This is a genomic window from Streptomyces broussonetiae, assembly GCF_009796285.1.
Lineage (GTDB): Bacteria > Actinomycetota > Actinomycetes > Streptomycetales > Streptomycetaceae > Streptomyces > Streptomyces broussonetiae.
In genome coordinates this window covers 920290-942652 of the sequence record NZ_CP047020.1, presented here as the reverse complement: position 1 = coordinate 942652, position 22363 = coordinate 920290, and the positions used below count along the sequence as shown (strand labels likewise).

Sequence of the window (22363 nt, the reverse complement as noted above, 5' to 3'; positions counted from 1 at the left end):
CGCGGACGGTACGGGCGGCGGGCTCGTCGAGCTGGAGCCACTCGGCGCCTGCCGCGCGCAGGTCGGCGAGGACCTCGGCGTACACCGGGAGCAGGCGGTCCAGGAGGGTGAGCCGGGCGAAGTCCGCAGCCACGCCCGGTGCCGGCTTGGCGAGCAGGAGGTAGGTCACGGGGCCGACGAGGACGGGCCGGGCGGTCAGGCCCAGAGCGAGGGCCTCCGTCAGCTCGGCGACCTGCTTGGCCGAGTCGGCGGTGAACACCGTGTCCGGGCCCAGTTCGGGCACCAGGCAGTGGTAGTTGGTGTCGAACCACTTGGTCATCTCCAGCGGCACCACGCCCTGTGTGCCGCGTGCCATGGCGAAGCAGCCGTCCAGGGCGTCCGCTTCGACGGCGGCCCGGTGCCGCGCGGGGACGGCACCGACCATGACGGTGGTGTCGAGAAATGGTCGTAGTGGGAGAAGTCGCCGGTGGGCACTTCATGGATGCCGGCGTCGGCGAGCACCGGGTTCCCTCTTGCGACGCATCCCGCCTGGCGGACGGGGCGAACCAGCTGCACCGCACAGCCCACGGTCCCGGCAGCGGATGCGGTGGGTGATGTCCGTCATGCGGATGGCACGGCGAGACGCGCAGGGCTCCCGGCGAGAGGGAGCCGACGTCACGGGTCCTGTCGTCTGAGGTCCGTCCGCGGATCGACGACCCAGTGGTTGCCCCTGAGGACCCGCCCCGCGAAGGGCACGTCTATCTCCGAGAGGAACCGGAAGCCGACCGAGCGGCAGATGCCGTTGGAGGCCGCGTTGCCTGTCGCGGGGAAGGCATGCACGAGTCCCCACCGGTCCTGGTCCCGGGCCTGCTCCAGGAGGGCACGGACGGCACGCCTGCCCAGCCCCCGCCCCTGGAATTCCGGCAGGACCATCCAGCCGATCTCGGAGATCGGTCCGGTACCGGTGCCGTGGGACCAGAGGGTCACCGTCCCTGCCACCACGTCGGGGCGGTCCGGGTCGGGGACGATCATCTTGAGCCAGGCGAGGTCGGCGGCCGCCTCCTGCGCATCCCTGCGGACCTTGTCCGCCATCCCCGCACGGGGCAGGGGCCCGCCGAGGTCGGCCATCATCACCGGGTCACACCGCATCCGGACGTAGGCATCGACATCGTCCGGCAAGACGTCGCGCAGGTGCACTGCCTCCTCCTCGGGTTCACCACGCAGGATCCCATGCGCGTGCCGGGGTGCTCGGTCCTGGTCGCGCGCATGGATCCCCCGACCGGCCCGGCGACCCCGACATCCCTGTCTCGGGCATCCGTTGGAGCAGTGGCGGCAGGGCCCACGGGTGGCACGGCCCAGGGTGTTGAGGACGAAGCCCGCCCGGTCCCGCGAGCGGACGACCGGCCTGCCGGGCGCGCGCACGGCGAAGTCCTCGGCTCAGGCACCGTGTGCGGCGCGGTGCGCAGCGAGGTCACGGCCACGACACGCGGCAGGAGCAGGTACCGGGTTGAGGAAGTGCCGCCAGTGGGCGCCCGGGAACACCGAGGAGGCGTTCGCCCGCCCCGGCCACGTCCAGGTGTCCGAAACACCGCAGGCGCTGCGCGACTTGTGGACCGCGCTCGCCGCCACCCGGCACCGGGGCGGCCGGGGCGAGCGCGGCCGGACCTTCGCCCTCGGCCTCGGTCGCGGGATCCGCCACGCCCACCGCCTCGTCCGCTCCGTCGGCCTCGACCTCACCAACTCCCGCGCCGCCACCCCCATCGGCATCGGCCGCCTCGACGGCCCCGCCGCCCCGCCCGGGCCCCCGGTCACCGGCTGCGGATCGACCGGAACACCGGCACCTGTGTGCCGTACCCAGTGGCCCGACGTCGAAAGACAGCTTCTCTGACCTGCGGCTTCCTTCAGTCATGGGCCGAGCGGGAACAATTCCGGCACCCCGTGCGCTGCTCCTGACAGCGACGGTTCCGGCCGGAACCGACCTGCGAAGGAGCGTGGGACAGATGGCGACGGCAGACGGCGGCCGGCTGGGAAGGACCGAGGACGGCCACGCGGGCGAACCTCGTCTCGTGACCATGTGCGGACGCAGGATCGAGGTACGGCGCCTGCACCTCGGACGTCCGGAGCGGCCCGTGGGCCGGATCGCCCTGGCCGTGGGGGAGGACCGCAGCGGCGAGCCGGGCGTCTGGGCGGCACTCACCCCGCAGGAGGCACGCGGCCTGGCCCGCATGCTCCTCCTGGAGGCCGGTGCGATGGAGCACCCCGTGGCTGACCCGTTCAGCCGTTGATCCGCGCCGCTGCCGTCGACAAGTCGATGGCCCGGTCGACGTCCTTCGGCTGCAGCACGCGCAGGATGCCCTCCAGCAGGTAGTAGTCGGCGTAGGGCAGCGAGACCTCGATCCCGTCCTCGGCAGGGCGGTTGCGGGTGCAGCGGGCGACGATGGCCTCCGCGCGGGCCGATCTCCGCGTCAGGCAGGTCTCCGAGAGCGCGGTGAGGATGCGCAGCGCGACACGCCGGTACTGCGGACTGCCGGTCGCGGCGGACAGGTCGAGCAGCCCGCAGGCCGTCACCGCGCCCGCCGACGCGTCCTTGACGTCGTGGGGTTGCTGCGGCGCGCGGTAGTCCCACACCGGCACGGCGTCAGGGGTCAGCACTCCTGTCGCGTAGTCGGCGAGTCTGCGCGCCGTGTCCAGGAACGGCCGGTGACCGGTCCGGCGGTACATGGTGGTGAATCCGTAGATGCCCCAGGCCTGTCCACGCGACCAGCAGGAGGAAGGGCTGTAGCCCTGGACCGTGTTCGGGCCGATCGGCGCGCCGGTGTCCGGGTCGAAGTCGAAGACATGGGGAGTCGAGCCGTCCGGGCGGGGAAAGTACCGCTGCGCCGTCTCGGCGTGGGCCACGGCCACGTCGAGGTACTTTCCGTCCCCCGTCCGCCGGCTCGCGAAGGCCAGCAGATCGAGGTTCATCAAGGTGTCCATGATGACCCGGCCCGCGTTCTGGGGATCGTTCAGCGCTCCCCAGGCCCGAATGAAGCGGCCACGCGGGTTGTAGCGCTGGATCAGCGAGTCGGCCGCCTGTACGGCGCCCGCGCCCCACGTGTCGTCGCCTGTCAGCCGCCAGGCGGTGACCCAGGACGGAGAGAAGAGGAAGCCGAGGTCGTGGGTGGTGGTGTCGAACCGGCGGGGAGCGAGCTTGCGTGCCGAGTCCAGCGCCAGAGTGCGGAACATGTCGTCCCCGCTGCGCAGATACGCCATCCACAGGGTGCCCGGCCAGAACCCTCCCACCCAGTCGCCGTCCTTCGAGAAGACCCACTTCTCGAACTTCGTGCCGACCGGGAAGGCGCTCACCCCCGGCGCGACGGCGCGCAGCTTCTCCACCGCGTAGTCGGCGGCCGCCTCGAGCGCGTCGGCAGAGGTGTCCGGCTCCCGCTCTGCGGACGTCTGCGCGGCCTGTGCCGGAGTGGCGGCACCAGCCGTGGCGCCGGCTGCCACGGCGAGCACGGTACGCCGGGAAATGCTCATGGGCGGCCTCCAACTCAGTGGTGCGGCAGAGGTGTTGAGCGAGTCTGGCACGGCGACCGGCTGCCCGTACACCCATGTGTGCCGAGTTCGTGTACATGAACGAGAAGGGTGCCGGCCGTCCGCTCCCGTAGACTCGCCGATGATCATGTGGCGTACGACTCGGGGGAGAGTGCAGTGGTCGGCGTGCGGAGGAACCGCACCGACGCCCGCCAAGCGGCCGGAACTACCTGAAGGCCCATCACGCCGCCCGGGCGGTGTTCCACCCCGCCTGGGTGCCCGAGCCGCTCGACGCGTCCGTCGAACAGCTCAAGCGGATCCGTGTCGCCGCCGGGACCGTGGCCGCCGTCGGCGTCTACACCTTCGTCGAGGGTGGCTTCGCCGTCGGGGAGATGCTGCAGAACCTGCCGGTCGCCTCGGGAGTCCTGCTGCTTCTCACCCCGCTCACGGTCGGGGTCATGCTGTCCCTGCCCGATCTGTTCACCGGAGACCTGCACGGCCTCGGGCCGAAGCTGGGCATCCTGTTCATCCTCGGCGCCCCGGTGACGGTCACGGCCATCGCCCTGTTCGAAATGGCCCGCCTCAAGCGGGACCACGGCATCAGGCCGACCGCCCACCCGCCCCTGTCGACGACCCGACGTCAGCACAACCACCCTTACACATAAGCCAGTTGGGGATCGATCGGCACGCGAAGCGCCATCCGGAGCGGGTGCGCCGGACGGCTGCCGTTCCCCTGGCGTTCAACTGGCCACCCCTGTCACCGTTGTGTGTCCTCCCTAACCTCCTTGAGGCTTGTGAAGGAAGGGGCTCATGGACACACTCCTCGCGATCCGGGCGCGTGGGATCACCAAGTGTTTCGGCGACGTCGTCGCGCTCGACGGCATTGACCTCGATGTGACACAGGGACAGATCCACGGCCTGGTCGGACCGAACGGCGCCGGCAAGACGACCCTGCTCGGCCTCCTGCTCGGGCTGGCCGTCGCCGACAGCGGGAGCCTGGAGATCCTCGGTACGCCGGTCGGACGGGCGTACGCCGCTCCGGACTCGGTCGCCGGTTTCGTGGACGGCCCGGGACTCTACCCTTCGCTCACCGCACGGCAGAATCTCGCCGCGCTGGCCAGGCTCCGCGGTGCCGATGCCCGAACGGCGGGCATCGACGCCGCACTCGACCAGGTCGGGCTCACCGACGTCGCCGACGACAAGACCCGTGGCTTCTCCCTGGGTATGCGCCAACGGCTCGGGCTCGCCGCCGCCCTGCTCACCAGGCCCCGGCTGCTCGTGCTGGACGAGCCGTCCAACGGCCTGGACCCGGCCGGCAAGAGACACGTCCACGGCGTCCTCAGCCGACTCGCCGCCCAGGGCACCGGCGTCGTGCTCTCGAGCCACCGCATGGACGACCTCGAGGCCCTGTGCTCCGAAGTCACCATTCTCGCCACGGGACGAGTCGTCTTCTCCGGTCCGCTGGGCAAACTGGCCGCCGAGAACCGCGAACTCGACTACCGGCTCGTCACCTCCGACCCGCAGGCCGCCCGCCGACTGGCCACCGGGGCGCCCGGGATCCGGACGGTGGACGGCCCCGGCGCCGAGGCGCTCGTCGTCCGGGCGCTGGTGCCCGACCTCGACGAACTCGTCGTACGGCTCGTGCACGCGGGCATCGCACTGCGCGAACTCGCCCCCGTGGTGTCCCCGCTCGAGGCCGCGTTCCTCGCCCTCACCGAACAGCAGAAGTCCGCCGGCGAACGGCGCGAGACAGATGCCGACCGGCAGCGGAACGGCGCCGAGCAGCAGGAGGCCGGCCGATGACCGCGACCGTCGTCGCCCCCGACCGCACGGCCGGCACCGGCCGGGTCTCGGTGTCCCGGGGCTACCGCTTCGAACTGGTCAAACTCGTCTCGCAGTGGCGGATCCGGCTGCTGGTTCTCGCGTGCTGGATCGCCCCGGCGCTCTTCGTCGCCGGAGTCGGCCAGCAGAGCACGCTGCCCTCCGACACCCTCTTCGGCCGCTGGATGCTCGCCACGGGCTGGGCCGGACCCCTGGTGATCCTCGGTTTCTCCGGAACCTGGGCGCTGCCGCTGCTGACCTCGGTGGTGGCCGGTGACGTGTTCGCCTCCGAGGACCGGCTCGGCACCTGGCGCCACCTGCTGGTGGCGGTCCGCTCACCGCGGCGGATCTTCGTGGCGAAGGCACTGGCGTCCCTCACCGTGATCCTGCTGCTCGTGATCGGCCTGGCCGCCTCGAGCACCGCCGGCGGGCTCGTGGCGGTCGGCAACCATCCGCTGGTCGGACTCGACGGGCGGCTGCTCTCCCCGGGGGACGCCGCCGGCCGTGTCCTGCTCGCCTGGGCCTGTGTGCTGGCCCCGACCCTGGCCCTCGCCGGGATCGGACTCCTCGGGTCGGTCGTGCTCGGGCGGTCACCGATGGGTCTGCTGCTGCCCGCGGTCGTCGCGCTCGCGATGCAGCTCGCCCAGATGCTGCCGCTGCCCGTCGCCGTTCGACTCGCCCTGCCCAGCTGGGCGTTCATCGCCTGGAACGGCGTGTTCACCAGTCCCGCCCAGCTCGGACCGCTCGCCATCGGCATCGTGGTCAGCCTCGTGTGGGCCGTGACCGCGACGCTCATCGCCTATCTGCTGTTCCTGCGGCGCGACTTCACCAATCTCAGCGACGACGGATCGGCACGCCGTGCGCTCACGGCCGGGCTCCTGCCGCTCGCCGGGCTGGTGGCCGTCACGGTCGCGGTCGTCACGGCGGTGACCGGAGTGACCAGCGGCTCCGGGATCCGGCAGGACAAGGTGCAGCGCTCGCTGGCCACGGCCTTCGCCCACCTCTACCGGATGCAGACCTCCCAGCTCAACCGGCCCGCCGTCACCGAGGCACAGCTGAGGTCCTCCGCGGCCTGCACCAAGGGAGACGTGCAGGACGGCGCCGAGGGTGCGGGCAACGACTGGCGCTGCGTCGTCTCCTGGCATCTGCCCGGTACCCAGACCACGGGACAGGCCATCTACCAGCTCGACATCACCGCGGACGGGCGGTTCGTGGCCGACGGCGACGGACCCAAGGAAGTGAACGGCTACTTCCTCATGCACACCTCCACCGGAGACGCACCGAACCCGCTCTGGCAGTTCGACGGCAACGTCGACCTACTCAACACCTCCCTGAAGGGATGACGTCATGCAGATAACGCGCCGTCGCCGGCAAGCCGAGAAGGAGTACTTCGTCCTGCTCGGCAGACGTGTCGGCCGTCGGGCGACACTGCTCACGGCATGCATCACCACGGCAGCGCTGGCCACCGGCACCGCGGTGGCCTCGACGCGCCAGTTCGGCACCGAGCAGGTCGGCCAGGTCACCGACAAGGGCCAGGTCATCTCCAGCGACCAGTACATCAACCCGTACGGCAGCCGGCTCGTCATCAACGACGGCAAGATCATGTCCTCGACGGTCAGCCCGGACGGCAGCCATCTCGCGGCCTCGGTCACCGACGGCGACGCGGCCCTCGTCCTCGTGGACCTCAAGACCGGGCAGGTGAAGCAGAAGGTCGGCACCAACGCGGCGGACGACCTGCGGATCAAGAGCGGCGCCGTCGGCCAGGAAGGTCCGACGTACTCGCCCGACGGCAAGCAGCTGTGGCTCGGCCAGACGGACGGCTACACCAAGTTCACCGTCAACGCCGACGGCACCCTCGCCAACCCGGTGACCGTCTCCATCCCGGCCGACGGCGACAAGCACGCCCTGGCGAGCGCGGCCGTGTTCTCCGCCGACGGCTCCACCGTGTACTCCGCGGTCAACGGCCAGAACCGGGTGGTCGCCATCGACGCGGCGACCGGCGCCGTCAAGCAGAGCTGGTCCGTGGGCAACGCCCCGCGCGGCATGGCCCAGGTCGGCGACAAGCTCTACGTCAGCAACGAGGGCGGACGTGCGGCGAAGCCCGGCGACACCACGATCAACTCCTACGGCACCCAGGTGCCGGCCAACCCCAAGACCGGTGCCACCACCACCGGGACGGTCAGCGTCATCGACCTGGCGAACCCGTCCGCCGCCGTCGGCACCATCGGCGTCGGTCTGCACCCGACCGCCGTGTACGCCAAGAGCGGAGCGGTGTTCGTCACCAACACCGCCGACAACAACGTGTCGGTCATCAACACCAGGAACGACAAGGTCGTCCAGACCATCTCCACCCAGCCGTGGCCGGAGGCGTCGGTCGGCTACGAGCCCAACGCGGTGACGCTCACCGACGACGGTCACCTGCTGGTGACACTCGGCCGCGCGAACGCGGTCGCCGTCTACCGGTACACCTCCGCGCAGGAGCCGGTCAGCTATGTCGGCCTGCTGCCGACCGACTACTTCCCCGCGGCGATCACCACCGTGGGCAGGACGGTCGTCGTCTCCAACACCCGTGGTGTCGACGCCCGCCGCCCCGACAGCGCCGGCCACGGCACCCACGACACCACGTCGAGCCTGACGCAGTTCGCGCTGCCCAGCGACAAGGTCATCCGCTCCGAGACCCGCAAGGTGTTCCAGCAGAACGGCTGGACCGAGGGCGCGGTCCAGCTGGCGAACAAGCACAGCAAGGCGAGGCCGGTGGCGGTCCCGGCGCGGCTCGGCGACCCCTCGACGATCAAGCACGTCTTCCTGATCGTCAAGGAGAACCGGACCTACGACCAGGTCTACGGCGACATCCCCAAGGGCAACGGCGACCCGTCGCTGACGCAGTTCGGCGAGAACGTGACGCCCAACCAGCATGCTCTGGCCGAGCAGTTCGGGCTCTACGACAACACCTATGACATCGGCACGAACTCGGCCGAGGGCCACAACTGGCTGATGCAGGCCGACAACCCCGAGTACACCGAGTCCTCGGCCGGTGAGTACCTGCGCAGCTACGACACCGAGGACGACGCGCTCGGCCACCAGAAGTCGGGCTTCCTGTGGTCCGGCGTGCAGGCGGCCGGCAAGTCCGTACGGGACTTCGGCGAGTTCCAGCAGTTCCTGACCAAGCCGTCCGGTGCGAGCTGGCAGAACCTGTACTGCGACGCCAAGAACATGGCCGCGACCGGGCAGGGCACCGCCTACCCGCTGAACTCGTCCTCGCCGATCCCCTCGCTCAACAGCGTCTCGGTGCCCGGCTTCCCCAAGTTCGACACCAGCGTCCCGGACGTCTACCGGGAGCAGATCTGGAAGCAGGACTTCGAGAAGAACGGTCCGGCGAACCTGAACATGTTCTGGCTCTCCAGCGACCACACCGGCGGTCCGGCGAGCCCCGCGGCCCAGGTCGCGGACAACGACCTCGCGACCGGCAGGATCGTCGACGAGATCTCGCACAGCAAGTACTGGAAGGACTCGGCGATCTTCGTCGTCGAGGACGACTCCCAGGCCGGCCTCGACCACGTCGACGGCCACCGTGCGCCGATCCAGATCATCAGCCCCTGGGCGCAGCACGACACGGTCGACAGCCACTACTACTCGCAGATCACCATGATCCGCACCATCGAGCAGATCCTCGGGGTCCACCCGATGAACCAGAAGGACAGCGCGGCCACCCCGATGCGCGGGGCCTTCACCCAGCACCCCGACTACACGCCGTTCACGGCACTGCCCAACCGGACCTCGCTGACCGACGGTCTGAGCACCCCGCCGTCCTGTGGCGTGGACAGCCCGGCGAAGCAGGACACCAAGGCCGCCCTCGTCCCGGCGACCAAGGTCCCGGCGGACAAGCAGTCGCTCGTCTCCCAGTGGAACACCTGGAAGTCGAAGCAGCGGCTGACCGGCCCTAACGCCGTGCCCGACTACGCGAACCCGGCGCAGATGAACCACCTCACCTGGTACGAGACCCACAACTGGACCAAGCCGTACCCCGGTGAGAACAGGATCTACGCACCCAACGACGTACCCGGCGCCTACATCCCCTCCGCGGAGAACGACGGCTGACCCTGCCTGATCCGCGCCAGAGCCCCTGACCGGCACGACCCCGGTCGGGGGCTCCGGCATGTCGGGGCGGATGCCCTGCCCGGGCGCCGGACTCCCTGCAAGGGTGCGGCGCACCTCCTGTGGGGGAGGAGGTGCGCCGCACGCGGGGTGGAGCGGTCCGAGGGCTGGGGGCCCGCGACGCCGGGATGATCCAAACGACGCTTCCTAGCTCAGGGTGAAGTCGTCGGCGTAGACGTCGGACTGGCCGTACCAGCCGTGGACGTAGACGGTGACGTTTCCGCTGCTGCCGGTGGTGAAGGTGACCGACTGCTGGTTCCAGCTCGAGCTGTTCGACCAGGTGCTGGCCGTGGCGTCGCCACTGACCCCGATGTAGGCGTACGGGCCCTGGACCCAGCCGGTGAGTGTGTAGCTGTGGTTGGGGGAGAGGGTGACGCTCTGGTCGCACTCGCCCGTGCTGCTCGCGCTCGGGGCGACCTGGAGGCTGTGGCTGCCGGAGTGGACCGGGCTGGAGACCAGCGTGCTGCCGCCCGTGCAGGTCCAGGGACCGAGGCTGCCGCTCTCGAAACCGGCGTTGGTCAGCGAGCCGCCGCCTCCACCGCCCCCGCCGGCGGTGGTGACCGTGAGCGTGTAGGTCGCGCTGTGGCTGCCGGTGGAGGCCTTTCCGGTGACGGTGATGGGGTAGCTGCCCGCGGCCACGGACGAGCCGACCGTCGCCGTCAGCGTCGAAGTGCCGCCGGAGGTGACCGAGTTGGGGCTGAAGGAGACGGCGACACCGGAGGGCGCGCCGGAGGCGGAGAGGCTGACGGATTCCGCGCTGCCGGAGGTGACGGCCGTGCTGACGGTCGTGGTGGCGGAGCCGCCCTGGGTCGCCGAGGCGGAGCCCGGCGACAAGGACAGCGAGAAGTCGTTGCTCGTCCCTCCGCCACCGCCGGAGCTGCCCTCGTACGGCACGAAGGCATCTGTGAACGCGAGGCTGTTCTGGCTGATCTCGCTGCACGTGGGCAGGGAGTTGGCGCTTCCGCTGCACGGCTGGTCCCGGGTGACCGCCCAGAAGGCCAGTCGTCCGACGCCGTTCTGCGCGGCGAAGTTCTCCACCGTCCGGGCGTCCGCCAGGGTGAAGGTGGAGCCGTCGTCGTTCTTGCCGATCATCGGGGTGATCCCGAGGTTGGCGTAGGTGTAACCGGAATCCACGGACTGCATCTGCGCCAGCGTGGCCTTGGCGGCGTCGACCGCGCCCTGGCCCATCTCGGTGCCGGTGCCCGCGTAGTAGTCCATGGCCATGACGTTGACGACGTCGATCTTGGTGCCGGCGTTCTTGGCGGCCTTGAGGATGTTGACGCCGTCGTTGGTGAGCCCGCTGGTCAGCACCGGCAGGGTCATCGAGAACTGCAGGCCGGGGTTGGACGCCTTGAGGTCCTTCATCGCCTGCATCTGGCGGGCCGCGGCCGCGGTGTCGGCGACGGCGGCCCCCTCGACGTCGAAGTCGAGCTGGGTGACGCCGTAGTCGTTGATGATGGCCTGGTATCCGGCGTCGATGCTGCTCTGGGTGGAGCAGGTCCAGGCGAGCGGCTCACCGCTCGCTCCGCCGGAGGAGATGATGACGGAGGCGCCCTCGGACTTCGCTCTGGCGATCTCGGGGTCGGTGTAGGAGTCGTTGCCGATGGGGAGAGTGTCGCCCCATATCTGGTTGCAGCCTTCGCCGAGTACGAAGGCCGCGGTGTAGGCCTTGAGGCCGTGTCCGGTGATGGCCGTGTCGAGCAGGCCTTCCTGACCGTTCGACATGTCGACATAGGGGGCTACGGAATAGACGCTGCTCGCTGCCGCGCTGCTGGCGGGCGCCAGGGCGACGGCCGCGCCGGTGGCCGCGAGCGCGAGCGCGCAGGCGGACGCGGCAAGTCTTGCCAGGTGCATGACATTGCCCCTTTCGGGGATGCCCCTAGGGCGTTGGGTGGTGGGGTGGTGCCGTACCGGGCCGACGTTGGTACATACCAAACAGCCGGGCGGCTTACCCGTCAAGAGGACTAGACCAAATCAAAACCATCCGGTGTTCTGATACTTGTGGCGGCCGTACGGCTGTCTGACCCGCTGTGACGCAAGGGGCGCCGGACGCTGTGGCCATGCGCTCCCTGCGGTCCGGCCAGGACCAGCCGCGCACCGACCTGTCGAGCGCGGCGATGAAGCGGCCGAGGTCACGGCGGTGCGAGTCGGCCGGCCACACGGCCCAGGTACGCCGCACCAGCGGCTGCCCGACCAGGGGCGACCACGTCACATGGTCGGACAGCGGCTGCTGCCAGCGGGGCGGCGCCAACGTGAAGCCCGCCCGGAGGCGACCGTCGCCAGCTGCACGTCCGGGATCAGGGTCTGGCCCTGCGGGGCCTGCGGGTCCAGGTGCAGGCCGTGGCCGCGCAGGATGGCGGTCAGCTCGTGGTACCGGGCGGGGCTGCCGGCCCGCGGGAAGCCGACCCACTGCACGCCGACGAGTGAGTCCAGCGCGATGCCGTCCGGTCCAGCGAGTTCGACGGCCTGCTCGGCGGCCAGCAGCACACCCATCTTCTCCCGTACGACGAGCAGCGCGTCGAACTCCGGACTTGACCGCCGCTCCCGCAGAAGCCCGACGTCCAGCTCGCCGGCGCGCAGTGCCGCCAACTGCTCGGCCGAGGAGAGATGGCGGGCCTGCACGAGGGTGTCCGGACAGGCCTCGCACAGCTCGGCCAGCGCGGGATCCAGCAGCCCCGAGGGCAGTTCGAGCGGAATCCCGATCCGCAGGGACCCGCCGCCCGGGCCGGTGTGGCGGGCCATGGCCCGCAGGGCCTGATCATGCCGGGCGAGGACCGCGCGCCTCCGCAAGCAGGGTGGTTCCCGCCCCGGTGGCCTGCACCTCGGTGCTGCCGCGCACCAGTAGCTGCACTCCGAGCTGCCGCTCGAGTCCGCTGACCGTCTGGGACAGGGCCGGCTGGGTCATGTGCAGCCGCCGTGCCGCGGCGGACAGCCCGCCCTCCTCCACCACCGCGACGAACGCCCGCAACTCCCGCAACTCCATGCCCCCATGCCACCACGGCGTCCGGACCGTGTCACACCCGGCCCGGTGGAAGCGGTGCGGCCGGGGGCGGTGCGAGCGGCCCTGCTGTGGTGCGCTCTTGTGTTCGGGACCCGTCCCGGCCGTGTGCCCCGCTACGGACCGTGGAACGGAAAGTCCGTGACAGACCCGTGCGGCACGGGCGCGGGGCGGCCGGTGAGGGGTGGAGCGATGGGGATCGGTGCGCAGCGGAGTGTCGTGGCGGTGCTGGGGCTGGGCGTGGCGCTGGCTCTTGCGGGCTGCGGGTCGGGGAGCGGGACAGGGGCCGGATCCGGCGGTGCCGACATGGGGCACAGGAGCGGGCCACCGTCCTTGCCGACGGACTCTCCGCCGGGCCCGTCCGCTTCTCCCTCGGGCTCGTGGTCCGTGTCCGTGTCGTCCGGGGCCGGGAGCGCGCAGGACAGCACCGATGTCGGTGCCTGCTTCGACGGGCGCTGCCGCCTCCTCGTGACGAAGCAGCCGACACGCATCCCGGTCGACAGCCGGTTCGGTATCGGTTCGCTGGAGGTCACCAGCACCTCGGCGCGCTCGGTGGTCGTGCAGGCCTCGGGCAGGGGCATGTTCCTCACCACGTCGGTCGGCGAGGGCGGAACCGGCAGCCTGAACGGACTGAGCTTTCGGGTGGCCCAGGTCGGCGACGGGAAGACCGTACTGGACTTCTTCCCCGCCAAGTAGCCCGCACGCAGGCGAGGTTCACTCGTACCGGCCCCACCTGCGCAGGTGCGGCGGGGCGGCCCGCTCACCCCGGCGGGCCGGCACGCGGCCGAGCAGGACGCCCACCACGACACCCGCCACCGCGAGCCCGAGGGCGGTCATGACCAGGGCGTTCTCGCCGCCGTCGGCGAGCGCCCCGGTGAGCCTCGCGCGTTCGTGCCCGGCCGACCGCCGCAGCGGCCGTACCGTGGATCCGGGCGCCCGGCAGGGGTCCCGGGCCCGGTCGGAACACGGGCGGGCGGGGTGCCGTCCGCAAGGATGTGGGAGGTCGTCAGGATGCCTGCGCTCGTCGGCAAGGTGTGTGTCGTCAACGGTGCCGCCAGCAGGATCGGCCAGGCCGTCGCCGAGCGGTTCGCGAAGGAGGGCGGTGCGGTCGTCGGGGTCGACAAGGCCGGGCACTCCGTCGGGGAGCTGTCGTTCCAGGCCGACCTGGCCGACGAGTCCCAGGTCCAGGCGATGTACGCGGAGGTCGTGGGCCGGTACGGCCGCCTCGACGTCATCCACAACAACACGGGGCTGATGGACCGCGGTGACGGCAGCGCGCTGGACGTGAGCCTGGAGACCTGGCGCAGGGTGCAGGACGCCAACCTGACCAGCATCTTCTTGTGCTGCAAGCACGGCATCCCGCACCTGCTGAGCACGCGGCCGGCCGGTGGATCGGTCATCAATGCCGCATCGTTCCTCGCCGCGGTCGGGTCGGCGACGGCCCCGATGGCCTATACGGCGGCCAAGGCCGGTGTGGTGCAGCTGACCCGGGACCTTGCGGTCCACCTCGCGCGCAGCGGCGTGCGCGTCAACGCGGTGCTGTTTGGGCCGGTCGAGACGCCGGAGCAGCGGGCCGTCTTCGAGCGGAACCCCGGCGCGCTGGAACAGCGGATGGTGCACTGGCCCATGGGGCGGTTCGGCACCCTGGAGGAGGCCGCCGGTGCGATCGCCTTCCTCGCCGGTGACGACTCCGGCTTCATCACCGGTGCGGCCCTGCCGCTCGACGGCGGCATCACCGAGGCGTTCACCGTTCCCGAGTGAGAGCCGGCTCTGCCGGGACGCGGACCGGCCCCGGTGAACAGATGCACCGGGGCCCGCGGAGTCAGGCGCTCTGGAGCAGTCCGCGCAGGTCGGCGGTGTCGATGACGTGGGCCCGGGACCGGAAGACCCGGTCGAGGAGCTGGGTGAACTCGGCGTCCGCGACCCGGACTTCCGTACCTGGTGGGCCGGGCACCAGGTGCGCGGGCCACGACAGCTCACCAAGACCTGTCGGCATCCGGGGGTGGGCGAACTCACCCTCGACGTCCAGCAGTTCACCGTCGACACCCATCGCGAACAGCTCCTCGTCGCCTACACCGCCCCGCCCCGGTTCACCCTCCCACGCGGCGTTCGGCTTCCTCCTGTGCTGGGCGGCGGGAGATACGGGACGGCGGGAGGGTGTCCCGGCCCGCGAACAGCGGTGAACACGGCGGCCGGCAGCAGCAGGCGCCGGCCACCGTGCGCGCCGGGGTCAGCTCAGGCCGCTGACCGAACCGCCGAAGATCCCGTTGTTCACGGACAGGGCGTAGCCGTCGCCGTTGCTGAGGTACCAGTGGGCGAAGGACCCGTAGGAGCTGCCGAAGCGCAGCACGACCTGGCTGGAGTTCCAGGAGACCACGGTGATGCCGATGCAGTTGGCGCCGCTGCCGTCGCCGTAACCGGCCTCGAAGTTGTTGTCGTCGATGAAGTAGAGCTGGTTGCCGTAGGCGTTGCCGTTGTTGGTGTACGTCCCGCAGCTCGTGACGTTGTTGTTCGTCCCCGCGGGCGGGGTGGTCCCGAAGCCGGATCCGTTGACCGTGATCGTCGGCGAGGCCACCCCGGGGCCGTGGGCCCCGCTGAAGGCGACCGAGGTGATCGAGGGCTGCGCGGCGGCGGTGGCCGTACTGGCCTGGGCGGGTACGGCGACCGCCGCCAGACCTGCGGTGAGTGTCAACGCCGTTGCGGCCAGGGCGAGTCGGTGTGCCATGCTCATCCTTGCGTTCTCCTTTTGAGGGTGGGGCAGGGTGCGCGTGCGTGCCCAGGCTGAGGGGATGTGCGTCTCAGTGGTGCTGTGCAGGGCGTTCCTCACTGTGGCGGGACGGGATTTCAACCGGCTTACAGTTTTTCCGGGTTTCAATCGACTTGCGGACCTCGCGCCACCGGGCCGGAGAGTCACACCAGGGTCCGCCGGCGCCCCGGCCCACGGGGCGGTGAAGCGGTGATCTTCTGCCGGGTCCTAGGCCCGATCGAGGTCGAGATCGAGGGCGGTACGGCGGAACTCGGCGGTCCGATTCCCCGCAGGCTGCTTGCGGCGCTCTCCGCCGGTGCGGGGTCAGCGGTGTCGCTGTCGACGCTGGCCGAAGTGGTCTGGGACGCCGAGTTGACCGCCGAGGTCACCAACGCGATCCGGGTCACGGTGCACCGGCTGCGCAGCGCACTGGGCCCGGGACAGCGTGGGCGCCTGGAATCGACCCCGCAGGGCTATCGGCTCGCGCTGGCGCCCGAGGAGAGCGATCACGGTCTCTTCGAGCGGCGGGTGGAGCGCGGTACGGGGGAGCCGGCCGACACCGACCCCTCCGCTGCCGTACGGATGCTGGAGTCGGCCTTGGCCCTGTGGCGCGGCCGTCCGTGGACAGAGCTGGGTGAGTCGCTGCACGTGTCCGGCCTGCGGGCACGGATGACGGAGCTGCGGGAGATCGCCCTGGAGGAACTGCAGGCCGCTCGGCTGGCCCGTGGCGAGACCGCTCGCGCCGTGGCGGCCCTGAGCCAGTCGGTGATCGAGGCGCCGTACCGTGAACGGCGCTGGGAACTGCTCGCCCTGGGCCTCTACCGCAGCGGACGGCAGGGGCACGCCCTGGCGGAGTTACGGCGCGTACGTGGGCTGCTGGTCGAAGAACTGGGTGCCGAACCGGGCCCGGCGTTACGGGCGTTGGAGCAGCGCATGCTGGTCCATGACCCCAGCCTGCTGACCGTGCCGGCACCGGTGCCGGTATCGGCGCGGCCGGACGAACCACCGTCCGCCGACCGGGACGTGCGGCCTCCCGCCGTTGCCCGTCCCCTGACCCGGCTGATCGGACGCGCGCGGGAGCTGTCACTGCTGGACGCGGAACTCGCCGCGGCCCGTCTGGTGACGATCACCGGCCCGGCCGGGGTCGGCAAGACCCGGCTCGCCCTCGAGCATGCCGCCGACCGCGCCGACGCCCGGCTGGTCCGGCTGGCCGACCTGCGCAGCCCGGAACTGCTCGCGCCCACCATCGCACTGGCGGTGGATGGGACGCGGACCGCGTCCGATCCGCTCGCCGCGGCCGCCCACGCGCTGGCCGACCGGCACGAGGTGCTGGTACTGGACAACTGCGAGCACCTCACCGACGCACTCGCCGATGTCGTACTGCCCCTGCTGGTGCGGTGTCCCGGGCTGCGGATCCTCGCGACCAGCCGCTGGGCGCTTGGCCTGGACGGCGAGCACGTGCTCACGCTCGCACCGCTGCCGCTCGACGGCGAGGACGGCACGGCGGTGGAGCTGCTGTTCGACCGGGTGCGGGCACATCGCACCGGATGGACACCCACCGCCCGCGACACCGAGGCGGCCACCACTGTCTGCACCGCGCTCGACGGGCTGCCCCTCGCGATCGAGCTGGCCGCAGCCCGGGCGCGGTCGTTCGGCCTGGCCGACATCGCCGCGCACGTCCACGAGCGGTTCGACGCCCTCGGCACCCCGGCCCGCGGCTCGGTCTCACCCCACCATTCGCTGGTTGCCGCCATCGGCTGGAGCATCGAGCAACTTCCGGACCGGGAGCGCGCGTTGCTGCTGCGGCTGTGGCCGTTCGACGGCGGCTTCTGCTGGCAGGCGGCGGCATCGGTACGCCCGGCCGACACGGACCAAGCGGTGTTCGCGGGGCTGGCGGCGCTGGTCGACCGGTCCGTACTCACCGCGGACGTCTCCTCGGGGCACGTGCGCTACCGCCTGCTGGAGACCATCCGCCGTCACTGCCGTGCCATCGACCCCGACCGTGCCGCCACCCTCCGGGCGCACGCCGAGTGGGTGCGGTCCTTCGTCGCCGAACAGGCCTTGCTGTTCACCGGGCCCAGGTTCAGCGAGGCCGTGCATGCCCTGGCGGGCGAACTGGCCAACATCCGGGCCTCAATCGCCCACGACCTGGACCACGCTCCCGCGCAAGCCCTGCGCACGACGGGCGTGTTGCGGTATCTGTGGGTGTCGGCCGGACCAGTACTCGAGGGGAGGGCACTGCTGCGACGGGCCCTCGACGCGTGTCCCGAGGCGCCCGTCACCGACCGGGCCGCCGCACTGATCGGGATCTCCGTCACCTCCAGTCATGCCGGTGACACCGGTGCCGCGCTCGCCGCCGCCGATGCCGCGCTCGCCTTGCTCGACGACAGGGACCCGGTGCACGACGATCTGCTGCTGGACGCGCACATGCGCCGCTGCAACGCCCTGGCCGACATGGAGGCCGGCGCGCGCATGCGCGCCGCGGCACTGGCGTTCCAGGCGGCCTGCGACCGCCGGGACCCACCGGGTTTCCTGCGCGCGTCGGCGCTGTGGGGCATCGCCGTCGTCCACTTCCAGGACGGGGACACCGCTGCTGTCACCGAGACCCTGAGCAGGGCGCGCGAGATCGCCGCCGGGTGCGGATTCACCTCGGGGGAGGCCATCAGCGATCTGCAACTGGCCTGGTATCTGCTGGCCGACGAGCAGGGAGGCGAGGCGGTGGCGTGTCGGGCGCTGGATCTGCTGGTGCGCGCGGTGGCCGTGTTCGAGGGGCAACCCAACGGGTCGGACGAGCTGGGGGCCCTGTACGCGGGTGTCGTCGCCCTCGCCTCACTCGGCGCCCGGGAGAGCGCGGCGAGGCTGCACAGGGCGGTCGCCGACCACGCCGCGCGCAGCGGCACCGATCCGGGCCGCTACATGCGGTGTGCCGGACCGGACCTCGCGGACCGGGTGACGCGGCTGCTCGAAGCACTGCCGCCCGTCGCCGGCGGCGCGCCCATGGCCTGGGAGGACATGGTCGCCCTGTTCACCGGCACGGCCGGGGCGCTGACCGCCCGGCCCTGACCCGTCAGTGCGCGGTGTCTGTAAGCAGGTTGACATGCCGGCCGGTCACAGTGAGGGACGTGCGCTTTCCAGGAACAGGACGGGAACATGACCGATGCCCAGCTCACCGCGCGCGACCTCGCGGTCCGCTGCGTGCGGATGATGGCCGAGGGGACTCTCGCGGACTTCGAGCGGCTCATCCACCCCGACGCCGTCAACCGCGAGAGCCGGGCGGAGCCGCCGGCGGCGCGTGGCCGCGGACCGAGGGCCTTCCACGCGAGCGCGCTGTGGCTGCGCGCCGCCTACTGCGACTTGGAGTGGAGGATCGACGAGGCGGTGACCGAGGCGGGCCTGGTGGTCCTGCACACCACCATGTCGGCTCGCCACACCGGAACGTTCGTCACGTACGACGCGAACGCCTACCCATCGGGGGCGTTCCCCGCGACCGGGAAGACCTTCTCCGTCACCCAGACGCACTGGTGCCGCATCGCCGGCGGACAGCTGACCGAGCACTGGGCCAACCGCGACGATCTGGGCCAGGCCGTCCAACTGGGCTGGGTGCCGCCCTCACCCCGGTACATTCTGCGGATGCAACGGGCCCTTCGCCGGGCCCGCCGTGAGCACGCACGGGCCGGGGCACCGCGGGTGCTTCCCTGACCGGCGCCGGCCTGCCTGACGGCAGGCCACCAGGCAGGAAGCCGGCCGCGGAGGGGCGGCCGGGCGAGGTGACGGCGCCCTCGGCGGAGGCGGGATCGGCGATGTCGCCCCGCACGGTCACGCGGTCCGCGTCGTCGGTGGGCGAGAGCCCCGGGCCAAGTACTGGCTTCCTCCGCGCCGGTGGGCGGCGCCTGCCGGCCCGGCTCGGACCGGGTCACTGCCGGTGGGGATCGCCCTCGGGCAGCCAGACACCCGGACCCTGGAGACCCAGGTCTCCCACGCCCTCGCGAAGGGCGTCGACCACCGCCAGCACCGAGGCACGGGCCTCGTCGGCGCGCCACACCACCGACCACGTCCAGTAGATCTCGGGGCCGACGACCGGACGGCGTACGAGGTCGGGCGGCAACGAACTGGTCTGCCCCTTGGGGGAGTTGATGACCGGGCGATCGCAGCGGCGGACGTGGTCGAAGAAGGCCGGGCCGGTGATGCCGCCGTCGGTGATGCGTACCGCACGCGCCCCCGTGTCCCGGGCCACGTGTTCGGCGTAGGCGTTCCACGACGCCCAGGAGGTCGCGTCGGCGTCGATCAGGACGGCGGTGTCCCGGGCCGCGACGTCGGAGGTGTCATGACCGGAGGCGACGGCGCAGAGCCGGTCGGCGCCGATGAGCCCGGCCCGCAGGCCACGCTGGGCCAGATCCTCGGTCCGCACCCAGCACACGGCCACGTCCAGGCCGCCCTCGGCGACCCGGGCCGCCTGGGCATGAGAAGGAGCCACCCACGCGTCGACGTGCACCTGGGCCACCGCCGAGGTGCGCGCTGCCAGGTCCGCCGGAAGCCAGTTGACGTAGCCCAGCCGCACGGCCGGTGAACCGGACAGGGCGGCCGCCCGGCGCTCGAGGTCGTCGGCTCGGGCGAGCAGGTCGCGCACCTGCGGCAGCAGGGCCGAACCCGCCGGGGTGAGGGAGACCGACCGGCGGTCGCGGTCGAACAGGCGCACTCCCAGGTCGCGTTCGAGGGCCTTGATCTGCTGGGAGAGGGAGGGGCCGGCGATCAGGAGCCGCCCGGCGGCACGGCTGAAGTTCAGCTCTTCGGCGACGGCCACGAAGTACCGGAGTTGGCGCAGCTCCACGGCCCCATGCTACGGCCGGTAGGAGGCTGTACCTATCAGCACGGAGGAAGCCGGTCGTGGCGTCCGTGCCGGTGGCGGACGGACGATGGGAGCACGGCGGCCCGCTGCCGGGGTACCGCGCGCTGCGGCCCGGCCGGGGACCACCGCGGCGTCAGGCGGGGCCCGCTGCCGAGCCGCTCCCCGCACAGGGCGCCGAACCACCCGAGGCGCACCGGTCCCCGCCGGACGCCCTGAGCGAACGGAGTCCGGCCATGCGAGAGTTTCTCGTCGAGATCACCACGACCCTCCCCGAGGGCACGAGCCGGGCCGAGGCCGACCGGCGGCGCGCGGCCGAGGCCGTCCGCGCCCGGGAGCTGTCCGCCACGGGCCACCTGGCGCGGCTGTGGCGCCCGGTCGGCGAGCTGCGCAGCATCGGCATCTGGCGGGCGGCCGACGAGGAGGAACTGCGCGAGAAGGTGCTCGGGACGCTGCCGTTGAGCCCGTGGATGACCTTCGCCGTCACCGCGCTGGAGTCGCATCCGAACGACCCCGGCCGCAACGACGGCCCCCGGTGACACCCACACGCCCTGTTCTCCGTCGCCGCCCGTCCGCGGCGCCACGCCGCACCAGGACCTGGAATCCCCGGGGCCGGAAAAGGACACCCTCGTGACCGTACGACCCCTGCGCGCGCCCTCGGACCCGGGAGACGGCCCGCTCGGCTCTCCCTGGGGCCACGTGGGCCGGGCGGCGGCGGCGCTCGCCGCGGGCATGGGGGTTGGCCGGTTCGTCTACACCCCGATCCTTCCCCTGATGCACTCCCAGGCCGGGCTGTCCACGGGCGCCGGCGCGAACCTCGCCACGGGCAACTACGTCGGCTATCTGCTCGGGGCCCTCGCGGGCATCCTGATGCCCGCCCTGGTGCGCTCCCCCGCCGTCCTGCGCACCTGTCTGGCCGTCCTGACCGGCAGCCTGGCCGCCATGCCCGCCACCCACAGCACACCGGTATGGCTCGCGCTGCGGCTGACGGCCGGGGTGGCGAGCGCCCTCATCTTCGTCATCGCGGTCAGCTCCCTCCTGACCCGTCTGCGCGAACACCCGGCGTACCTGCCCGGCTGGGCCTTCGGCGGAGTCGGCGCCGGCATCGCGCTGTCCGGCCTGCTCGTCCTCGTACTGCACTCCGTCGCCGACTGGCGGGCCGCCTGGTACGCCTCGGCCGCACTCGCCGCTGCGCTCGCCGCCGTCTCCTGGAACCTGCGCCCCGAAGGGCCCGCACCGGTGACCGCGTCCCCGAACGGGGAAACGGCCGGCGAGACAGCCGGTTCGGCAGGGACACGCACGCACCGCTGGTTCACGGCGCTGTTCGTCTCCTACGCCCTGGAAGGCATCGGCTACATCGTGGCCGGCACCTTCCTGGTCTCCGCGATCGAACAGGGCTCCCCGGGCTGGGTGGGCAGCGGAGCCTGGGTCCTGGTCGGGCTGGCGGCCGTACCGTCCTCGGCGCTGTGGGCCTGGCTGTGCCGCCGCTGGTCCCGCCCCGGCCTGCTGTGCACCGCACTCCTCATCCAGGCCGTCGGTATCGCGCTGCCCGCTCTGCTCGCCGGGACAGCGGCCGCACTGGTGTCCGCCGCCCTCTTCGGCGGCACCTTCATCGGCATCAGCACGCTGGCCCTCGCCACCGGCGCCCACCTGCGCTTCCCGCGCTCCGTCGCGCTGTTGACCGCCGGATACTCCGTCGGCCAGATCCTCGGCCCACTGGCCGTCACACCGCTGCTCCGGCACGGCTACCACCAGGCACTGATCCTGGCAGCGGCCGTGGTGCTGGCCGCTGCCGCAGCCGCAGCCGTGCTGCGCATCGGCTTCCCGCACCACGAGGCGGTGGCACGGCTCGGGGCCGGTGCGGGTCAGCCCGCTCGGGTGGCCGCCGACGGGGCCGAGGGCAGGCGCTGACCGGCCGCCCCTGCGCACTCGAGCGGCTCGCTCGCCACCGTCACCCGCGAACGAGCAGGGCCAGGACCGGTGCCGGCAGCACCACGAGCGCTCCGGCGCCGATGAACCCGTAGTCCAGCAGACGCCGCTCACGGTGGTGGACGACGACGGCGCCCGGGTCGGCGGGATCGTAGGTGACCAGCAACGTGTCGCCCTCGTACAACGGCTCGCGCCGCGTGGCCGGTACGGGACTGACGATCTCCACCGGACCGTGGCCGGGGCCGACCCGCGGGCCTTCGCCACCCGGGTCACCTGCTTGCAGGCGTACGCGGGTGAGATGTCCCGGTCGAGCCCGGAACCGGAGGCGGTGACCGCGTCGTCGGGCACACGTTCGGCCGGCACGCCGTCGAACGCG

At 71.8% G+C, this 22363-nt stretch carries 22 protein-coding genes and 2 pseudogenes; 13 read left to right on the top strand and 11 right to left on the bottom strand.

The features are described 5' to 3' along the window. Positions 1-16: 16 nt before the first annotated feature. Both GQF42_RS04565 and GQF42_RS04560 read right to left on the bottom strand, forming a co-directional pair. A pseudogene (locus GQF42_RS04565) lies at positions 17-498 on the bottom strand (5-methyltetrahydropteroyltriglutamate--homocysteine S-methyltransferase); the annotation flags it as partial. A 156-nt stretch (positions 499-654) separates the two neighbouring features. After that, positions 655-1176 carry a GNAT family N-acetyltransferase gene (locus GQF42_RS04560; RefSeq protein ID WP_158917866.1) on the bottom strand — a complete coding sequence of 174 codons (522 nt, stop codon included), beginning with the start codon at positions 1174-1176 and terminating at the stop codon, positions 655-657. A gap of 310 nt (positions 1177-1486) precedes the next feature. Between GQF42_RS04560 and GQF42_RS45645 the strand changes: the two genes are divergently transcribed. Together GQF42_RS45645 and GQF42_RS04550 are read left to right on the top strand one after the other, a co-directional pair. After that, the gene (locus tag GQF42_RS45645; protein ID WP_325100298.1) at positions 1487-1867 is read left to right on the top strand and encodes a short-chain fatty acyl-CoA regulator family protein; all 381 of its coding nucleotides are present in this window, start codon (positions 1487-1489) and stop codon (positions 1865-1867) included. 112 nt (positions 1868-1979) lie between these two features. Continuing rightward, a complete protein-coding gene (locus tag GQF42_RS04550) occupies positions 1980-2264 on the top strand; it encodes a hypothetical protein (RefSeq protein WP_233273232.1) in 285 nt (94 codons plus the stop codon). Here the strand turns inward: GQF42_RS04550 and GQF42_RS04545 are convergent. Beyond that, positions 2254-3498, bottom strand: coding sequence for a glycoside hydrolase family 88 protein (locus GQF42_RS04545; RefSeq protein ID WP_199272571.1), 1245 nt, complete (start codon positions 3496-3498; stop codon positions 2254-2256). The genes GQF42_RS04550 and GQF42_RS04545 overlap by 11 nt on opposite strands. 272 nt (positions 3499-3770) lie before the next feature. Here GQF42_RS04545 and GQF42_RS04540 point away from each other — a divergent pair, with 272 nt between their 5' ends. The 4 genes from GQF42_RS04540 to GQF42_RS04525 all read left to right on the top strand — a co-directional run bounded on the left by GQF42_RS04540 (position 3771) and on the right by GQF42_RS04525 (position 9414). Beyond that, positions 3771-4160: a hypothetical protein gene (locus GQF42_RS04540; protein ID WP_199272570.1), complete on the top strand. Its 390-nt coding sequence runs from the start codon at positions 3771-3773 to the stop codon at positions 4158-4160. A 145-nt stretch (positions 4161-4305) separates the two neighbouring features. Continuing rightward, a complete protein-coding gene (locus GQF42_RS04535; protein ID WP_158917864.1) occupies positions 4306-5298 on the top strand; it encodes an ABC transporter ATP-binding protein in 993 nt (330 codons plus the stop codon). After that, positions 5295-6659 (top strand): ABC transporter permease, encoded by a 1365-nt coding sequence (locus tag GQF42_RS04530; protein ID WP_158917862.1) that lies wholly within the window; start codon positions 5295-5297, stop codon positions 6657-6659. Before GQF42_RS04535 ends, GQF42_RS04530 begins: the two co-directional genes overlap by 4 nt. A 4-nt stretch (positions 6660-6663) precedes the next feature. Beyond that, positions 6664-9414 carry a bifunctional YncE family protein/alkaline phosphatase family protein gene (locus GQF42_RS04525; RefSeq protein WP_158917860.1) on the top strand — a complete coding sequence of 917 codons (2751 nt, stop codon included), beginning with the start codon at positions 6664-6666 and terminating at the stop codon, positions 9412-9414. 204 nt (positions 9415-9618) lie between these two features. Here the strand turns inward: GQF42_RS04525 and GQF42_RS04520 are convergent, their stop codons facing one another. The 3 genes from GQF42_RS04520 to GQF42_RS44775 form a co-directional block, all read right to left on the bottom strand. Then, entirely contained in the window at positions 9619-11325 is a 1707-nt protein-coding gene (locus GQF42_RS04520) for a carbohydrate binding domain-containing protein (RefSeq protein ID WP_158917859.1), read from the bottom strand. Positions 11326-11679: 354 nt separating this feature from the next. Continuing rightward, the gene (locus GQF42_RS44780) at positions 11680-12213 is read right to left on the bottom strand and encodes a LysR substrate-binding domain-containing protein (protein ID WP_199272569.1); all 534 of its coding nucleotides are present in this window, start codon (positions 12211-12213) and stop codon (positions 11680-11682) included. A 16-nt stretch (positions 12214-12229) separates the two neighbouring features. Continuing rightward, a complete protein-coding gene (locus GQF42_RS44775) occupies positions 12230-12454 on the bottom strand; it encodes a LysR family transcriptional regulator (RefSeq protein WP_199272568.1) in 225 nt (74 codons plus the stop codon). 483 nt (positions 12455-12937) lie between these two features. On the opposite strand from GQF42_RS44775, the gene GQF42_RS04510 reads away from it, so the two are divergent. After that, a complete protein-coding gene (locus tag GQF42_RS04510) occupies positions 12938-13165 on the top strand; it encodes a hypothetical protein (RefSeq protein ID WP_158917857.1) in 228 nt (75 codons plus the stop codon). A gap of 18 nt (positions 13166-13183) precedes the next feature. On the opposite strand, the gene GQF42_RS46870 is transcribed toward GQF42_RS04510, so the two are convergent. Then, the gene (locus GQF42_RS46870) at positions 13184-13306 is read right to left on the bottom strand and encodes a hypothetical protein (RefSeq protein WP_267906126.1); all 123 of its coding nucleotides are present in this window, start codon (positions 13304-13306) and stop codon (positions 13184-13186) included. Between the two features lie 174 nt (positions 13307-13480). On the opposite strand from GQF42_RS46870, the gene GQF42_RS04505 reads away from it, so the two are divergent. Next, the gene (locus GQF42_RS04505; RefSeq protein ID WP_158917855.1) at positions 13481-14230 is read left to right on the top strand and encodes an SDR family oxidoreductase; all 750 of its coding nucleotides are present in this window, start codon (positions 13481-13483) and stop codon (positions 14228-14230) included. Between the two features lie 61 nt (positions 14231-14291). On the opposite strand, the gene GQF42_RS45640 is transcribed toward GQF42_RS04505, so the two are convergent. Then, positions 14292-14519, bottom strand: a complete 228-nt coding sequence (locus tag GQF42_RS45640) for a hypothetical protein (protein WP_233273231.1) — start codon at positions 14517-14519, stop codon at positions 14292-14294. On the opposite strand from GQF42_RS45640, the gene GQF42_RS45635 reads away from it, so the two are divergent. The 3 genes from GQF42_RS45635 (at position 14427) to GQF42_RS04485 (ending at position 18914) form a co-directional block, all read left to right on the top strand. Beyond that, positions 14427-15254 (top strand): hypothetical protein, encoded by an 828-nt coding sequence (locus GQF42_RS45635; protein ID WP_233273746.1) that lies wholly within the window; start codon positions 14427-14429, stop codon positions 15252-15254. The genes GQF42_RS45640 and GQF42_RS45635 overlap by 93 nt on opposite strands. 171 nt (positions 15255-15425) lie before the next feature. Beyond that, positions 15426-18278: an AfsR/SARP family transcriptional regulator gene (locus GQF42_RS04490; protein ID WP_158917851.1), complete on the top strand. Its 2853-nt coding sequence runs from the start codon at positions 15426-15428 to the stop codon at positions 18276-18278. Between the two features lie 87 nt (positions 18279-18365). Then, positions 18366-18914, top strand: a complete 549-nt coding sequence (locus GQF42_RS04485) for an ester cyclase (protein WP_158917849.1) — start codon at positions 18366-18368, stop codon at positions 18912-18914. A gap of 214 nt (positions 18915-19128) precedes the next feature. On the opposite strand, the gene GQF42_RS04480 is transcribed toward GQF42_RS04485, so the two are convergent. Beyond that, positions 19129-20043, bottom strand: a complete 915-nt coding sequence (locus tag GQF42_RS04480) for a LysR family transcriptional regulator (RefSeq protein WP_158917847.1) — start codon at positions 20041-20043, stop codon at positions 19129-19131. Positions 20044-20294: 251 nt separating this feature from the next. On the opposite strand from GQF42_RS04480, the gene GQF42_RS04475 reads away from it, so the two are divergent. Both GQF42_RS04475 and GQF42_RS04470 read left to right on the top strand, forming a co-directional pair. Continuing rightward, the gene (locus GQF42_RS04475) at positions 20295-20597 is read left to right on the top strand and encodes a muconolactone Delta-isomerase family protein (protein ID WP_158917845.1); all 303 of its coding nucleotides are present in this window, start codon (positions 20295-20297) and stop codon (positions 20595-20597) included. A gap of 193 nt (positions 20598-20790) precedes the next feature. Further along, positions 20791-21969, top strand: a complete 1179-nt coding sequence (locus tag GQF42_RS04470) for a YbfB/YjiJ family MFS transporter (RefSeq protein ID WP_158929757.1) — start codon at positions 20791-20793, stop codon at positions 21967-21969. A gap of 40 nt (positions 21970-22009) precedes the next feature. On the opposite strand, the gene GQF42_RS04465 is transcribed toward GQF42_RS04470, so the two are convergent. Both GQF42_RS04465 and GQF42_RS47620 read right to left on the bottom strand, forming a co-directional pair. Continuing rightward, a complete protein-coding gene (locus GQF42_RS04465) occupies positions 22010-22213 on the bottom strand; it encodes a hypothetical protein (protein ID WP_158917843.1) in 204 nt (67 codons plus the stop codon). A 59-nt stretch (positions 22214-22272) separates the two neighbouring features. Then, positions 22273-22335: pseudogene (locus tag GQF42_RS47620) on the bottom strand (potassium-transporting ATPase subunit C); the annotation flags it as partial. Positions 22336-22363 lie beyond the last annotated feature (28 nt).

Coding starts and splice junctions, on each gene's coding strand:
- GQF42_RS04550 (WP_233273232.1), top strand. CDS start 1,980: ATGGCGACGGCAGACGGCGGCCGGCTGGGAAGGACCGAGGACGGCCAC.
- GQF42_RS04545 (WP_199272571.1), bottom strand. CDS start 3,498: ATGAGCATTTCCCGGCGTACCGTGCTCGCCGTGGCAGCCGGCGCCACG.
- GQF42_RS04535 (WP_158917864.1), top strand. CDS start 4,306: ATGGACACACTCCTCGCGATCCGGGCGCGTGGGATCACCAAGTGTTTC.
- GQF42_RS04530 (WP_158917862.1), top strand. CDS start 5,295: ATGACCGCGACCGTCGTCGCCCCCGACCGCACGGCCGGCACCGGCCGG.
- GQF42_RS04525 (WP_158917860.1), top strand. CDS start 6,664: ATGCAGATAACGCGCCGTCGCCGGCAAGCCGAGAAGGAGTACTTCGTC.
- GQF42_RS04520 (WP_158917859.1), bottom strand. CDS start 11,325: ATGCACCTGGCAAGACTTGCCGCGTCCGCCTGCGCGCTCGCGCTCGCG.
- GQF42_RS44780 (WP_199272569.1), bottom strand. CDS start 12,213: ATGGCCCGCCACACCGGCCCGGGCGGCGGGTCCCTGCGGATCGGGATT.
- GQF42_RS44775 (WP_199272568.1), bottom strand. CDS start 12,454: ATGGAGTTGCGGGAGTTGCGGGCGTTCGTCGCGGTGGTGGAGGAGGGC.
- GQF42_RS46870 (WP_267906126.1), bottom strand. CDS start 13,306: ATGACCGCCCTCGGGCTCGCGGTGGCGGGTGTCGTGGTGGGCGTCCTG.
- GQF42_RS04505 (WP_158917855.1), top strand. CDS start 13,481: ATGCCTGCGCTCGTCGGCAAGGTGTGTGTCGTCAACGGTGCCGCCAGC.
- GQF42_RS45640 (WP_233273231.1), bottom strand. CDS start 14,519: ATGGGTGTCGACGGTGAACTGCTGGACGTCGAGGGTGAGTTCGCCCAC.
- GQF42_RS04485 (WP_158917849.1), top strand. CDS start 18,366: ATGACCGATGCCCAGCTCACCGCGCGCGACCTCGCGGTCCGCTGCGTG.
- GQF42_RS04475 (WP_158917845.1), top strand. CDS start 20,295: ATGCGAGAGTTTCTCGTCGAGATCACCACGACCCTCCCCGAGGGCACG.
- GQF42_RS04470 (WP_158929757.1), top strand. CDS start 20,791: ATGGGGGTTGGCCGGTTCGTCTACACCCCGATCCTTCCCCTGATGCAC.